Annotated in this window: 3 protein-coding genes and 1 pseudogene; 3 read left to right on the forward strand and 1 reads right to left on the reverse strand. The window is 66.0% G+C overall.

Features of this window, described 5'->3' with window-relative positions:
* The first annotated feature begins 70 nt into the window (after positions 1-70).
* The 3 genes from prfA to L979_RS17110 are packed head-to-tail and all read left to right on the forward strand — an operon-like array spanning position 71 to position 3,582.
* Positions 71-1,156 carry a peptide chain release factor 1 gene (prfA, locus tag L979_RS11760; RefSeq protein WP_047692400.1) on the forward strand — a complete coding sequence of 362 codons (1,086 nt, stop codon included), beginning with the start codon at positions 71-73 and terminating at the stop codon, positions 1,154-1,156.
* 6 nt (positions 1,157-1,162) lie between these two features.
* Entirely contained in the window at positions 1,163-2,128 is a 966-nt protein-coding gene (gene prmC, locus L979_RS11765) for a peptide chain release factor N(5)-glutamine methyltransferase (protein ID WP_231559530.1), read from the forward strand.
* A gap of 5 nt (positions 2,129-2,133) precedes the next feature.
* The gene (locus L979_RS17110) at positions 2,134-3,582 is read left to right on the forward strand and encodes an L-threonylcarbamoyladenylate synthase (RefSeq protein ID WP_369792997.1); all 1,449 of its coding nucleotides are present in this window, start codon (positions 2,134-2,136) and stop codon (positions 3,580-3,582) included.
* A 117-nt stretch (positions 3,583-3,699) separates the two neighbouring features.
* Here the strand turns inward: L979_RS17110 and L979_RS11775 are convergent.
* Positions 3,700-3,894, reverse strand: a pseudogene (locus L979_RS11775) (epimerase); the annotation flags it as partial.

A 3,894-nucleotide genomic window follows, 5' to 3' on the forward strand; every position in this document is an offset into this window, starting at 1 on the left:
GTCGGTTCTTGTTTCACACCGGCGCACCGGGAGGATCCCAGGGTGCGCATCTGAAAGGACTCTGCCTTCCGTGGCTGACCCCATCCAGGCTCTGCTTGATGAGCACGCCCAGCTGCAGACGCAGCTGGCCGATCCGGCTGTGCACGCCGACCCCCTGCTGTCCAAGCGGCTGAACCGCCGGTACTCCGAGCTGAACAAGGTGGTTGAGGCTCGCGACATCCTGACCAGCCTGCGGGAGGACCAGGAGACTGCCCAGGAACTGGCCGGGGAGGACCCCGAATTCGCCCGTGAGGCCGAAGCCCTGGGCCCCCGGATCGAGGCGGCTGAGGAGAAGTTGCGGGTGCTGCTGATCCCGCGCGATCCCGACGACGCCCGCGATGCCATCCTGGAAATCAAGGCCGGTGAAGGCGGGGCGGAATCGGCGTTGTTCGCCGGAGACCTTCTGCGCATGTACTTGCGATTTGCCGAGTCCAAGGGCTGGCGCACTGAGGTCCTGAGCGACACCCCTGCTGATCTGGGTGGCTACAAGGATGTCCAAATCGCGGTTAAGGGACGCTCCGATGACCCCGCAGAAGGGGTCTGGGCGCATCTGAAGTACGAGGGCGGTGTGCACCGCGTGCAGCGTGTCCCGGCCACGGAGTCACAGGGCCGCATTCACACCTCGGCGGCCGGGGTCCTGGCCTTTCCTGAGGTGGAGGCCCCGGAGGAGATCGAGATCCAGGGCAATGACCTCAAGATCGACGTCTACCGCTCTTCTGGGCCCGGCGGACAGTCGGTCAACACCACGGACTCGGCCGTGCGGATCACCCACCTGCCCACCGGGATCGTGGTGGCCATGCAGAACGAGAAATCGCAGTTGCAGAACAAGGAAGCCGCCATGCGTGTTCTGCGTGCGCGCCTGTTGGCCCATCAGGCTGAGCAGCAGGCAGCTGAGGCCTCGGCAGCGCGCAAGTCCCAGGTGCGCACCGTGGATCGTTCGGAACGCATCCGCACGTACAACTTCCCGGAGAACCGGGTGGCGGATCACCGCACGGGGTACAAGGCGTACAACTTGGATCAGGTCATGGACGGGGATCTTGGGGCCGTGGTGGCATCGGCCATCCAGATGGATGAACAAGTGCGACTGGCTGCCCTGGGGCAGCGCGGGCAGAGCTGAGAGACCATGACTGAAGCCTCCGACCAGAACCAGGGGTCCATGGACTCGGCCGTCAGGATGACCTCGCTGTCCCAGGCATTGCGATGGGCCACCGGTGAACTCACGGCTGCCGGCGTGGAGACTCCTGAGAACGATGCCGTCCTGATGGCCGGCCACCTCATGGGCCTGGACCGCGGTGAGGTGCAGGCCAAGGCCATCATCGGGGCTGATGTTCCCCAAGGATTCGAGCCGATGGTTCAGCAACGAACACAGCGTGTTCCCTTGCAGCATCTGACCGGGACGGCACCGTTCAGGGGGATCGAGCTGGCCGTGGGGCCGGGGGTCTTCATCCCACGGCCGGAAACCGAGCTCTTGGTGGAGCTGGCCACACAGCGCTTGCGTGCCGACCTGGCAGAAGGCATTGGTCGGCCCGTGGTCATGGATCTGTGCACCGGTTCCGGCGCCATTGCAGCGGCTGTGGCTCACGAGGTCCCGCAGGCTCGCATCCACGCCGTGGAACTCTCAGATGAGGCCTTGGTCTGGGCACAACGCAACCTTGCCCCGTACAAACGTGTGGAGTTACGTCAGGCGGATGCCACGGAGGTCCCCGGTGACCTGGTGGGCCGCGTGGACGTGGTGGTCACCAATCCGCCGTACGTCCCGGACAGTGAGCCGCCCGTGAGCCCCGAGGTGACGGATCACGATCCCGCCATGGCGCTGTGGGGTGGCGGAGCAGACGGGATGCGGCTGCCCGTGGCCATCATCCGAGCCGCAGCCCAGGTGTTGCGCCCCGGGGGATACATGGTCCTGGAACATGCAGAATCTCAGGCCGATGCCGTGCATCAAGCCTATGAGGGCACCGGCTTCACCTCCGTGGAACTGCACCACGATCTCACCGGCCGCCCGCGAGCCACCTCTGCAGTTCTTGCCGCACGGGAACCTGAATCAGACGGTCCAGATGTGAACCACCACCAGCATGGAGTGCAACAATGACCGGCGTGAACCAGACACCCCAGGAGAACTCCCAGCAGGATCTGCAGGAACAAGACGAGCAGACCCAAGAGATCGGCGCCGTCGTCTACCAGTGCGCGCAGGAGAATCAGCGGGCGGTGGCCCTCAAGCATGCTCAGCAGGCTGTGGCCTCGGACGAGTGCGTGGTCATGCCCACGGACACCGTGTACGGCATTGCAGCCAACGCTTTCTCCGCCGCGGCTGTCCAGCGACTCCTGGAGGCAAAGGGCCGCAACCGCACCATGCCACCGCCCGTGTTGATTGCGCATTCCGGGGTCCTGGACGGCTTGGCGGATCAGGTTTCGGACGAGGCCCGTGCGCTGGCCCAAGCGTTCTGGCCCGGCGGCCTCACCCTGATCTGCCACTCCCAGCCCTCCTTGCAGTGGGATCTGGGGGAGACCCAGGGGACGGTGGCGCTGAGGGTGCCCGACGACGACGTCGCCCGGGAACTGCTGACCCAAACCGGTCCGTTGGCGGTGTCTTCCGCCAACCGGACAGGTCTGCCGGCTGCCACCACCGTGGAGCAGGCACGGGAGATGCTGCAGGATAAGGTCTCCGTGTACCTGGATGCAGGTGCGCGTGGGAAGGTCAGTTCCAGTGGCTCGTCTGCTCACCCCGTTCTCACGCGAGCACCACAGGCCTCCACCATCGTGGACTGCACCGGCGCCACACCGTTGGTGGTCCGTGACGGAGCCATCACGTTGGCTCAACTGCGTGAGGTGGTGCCCAGTGTCATCGGTACCGGTGGCGGCTCTGAGACTGTCGCCCAGAACTCCGACCCTGCCGACCCGAACACAGCATCTGCGGCCCAGCAGACCACTGAATCTGCCGCCAAGGACACGCTCCAAGCTGGAGGGCAGGGTGAGCCGGTGGATCAAGGAGCCGGTGAATCTGTGGGCGATGGCCGCAGCGAGTCCGGGGCGGCCCAGAACCTTCACGCACCGTCTCAGGCCGACGGCACGGAAGAACACCTGGAAGCGTCGGGGGACTCTGCGACAACGTCCGCACCCTCTGACCCTGCCGCGGCCCATCCTGGTACGCATGGCGCATCGACTGAAGGGGTGACCGACTCACCCGAGGGCGATCGCATCAGCACAGACCGTGTGCCTGCGGACCAAGGCGGTCTCGACCACGGCCTTGGCGCCCGTGCCGGTGTGAGCGGTGTCAGTGTGGATCGTCGTCAGGCGGAGGTCCTGGTGGCCAGCGGGGCGGGCTTGGCGGTCAGCACCACTGCAGAACAGACGGATGCCGCGCAGGCAGGACCCCGAACGCAGCATCACCCGGGACCGGACCAGAACCGGCGCCGGACCGGTCGAAGCCCAGCGGCGGGGCAGCCGCAGCCTGTTGATCGGCTCACGGCAGCAGCCCTGGTGGCCCGCGGCAGTGACGACGGATATGACTCCGGGCCGGGAGCCAGCGACCAGAGCCGCAGCTGAACAGAGGAACTGCCCCTCACCGCGCCGCGACCTGCGGTGGGTGAGGGGCAGTTCTTGTATGAGGCTCAAAGGATGTGCAGCGGATGACAGACGCCCACGGCGCTGCCCATCAGGAGCTCACGCGCGCTTGGCATGCACTGCGCGCAGCAGCTCACCAATCTTGGGTGTGGGCAAAAGGCCCTGCTCACGGCCCCATCCCGGGACCTGGTTCTGACCGAACCATGTGACCTCAATGCGCCGCACCGCCCCGTGCCACCGGTTCGCGGCCATGCCTGAGAGAAAGTATCCGGTGGCCACAGCAGCTTTGCACAA

It is taken from the genome of Kocuria sp. ZOR0020 (genome assembly GCF_000800955.1).
GTDB lineage: Bacteria > Actinomycetota > Actinomycetes > Actinomycetales > Micrococcaceae > Kocuria > Kocuria subflava.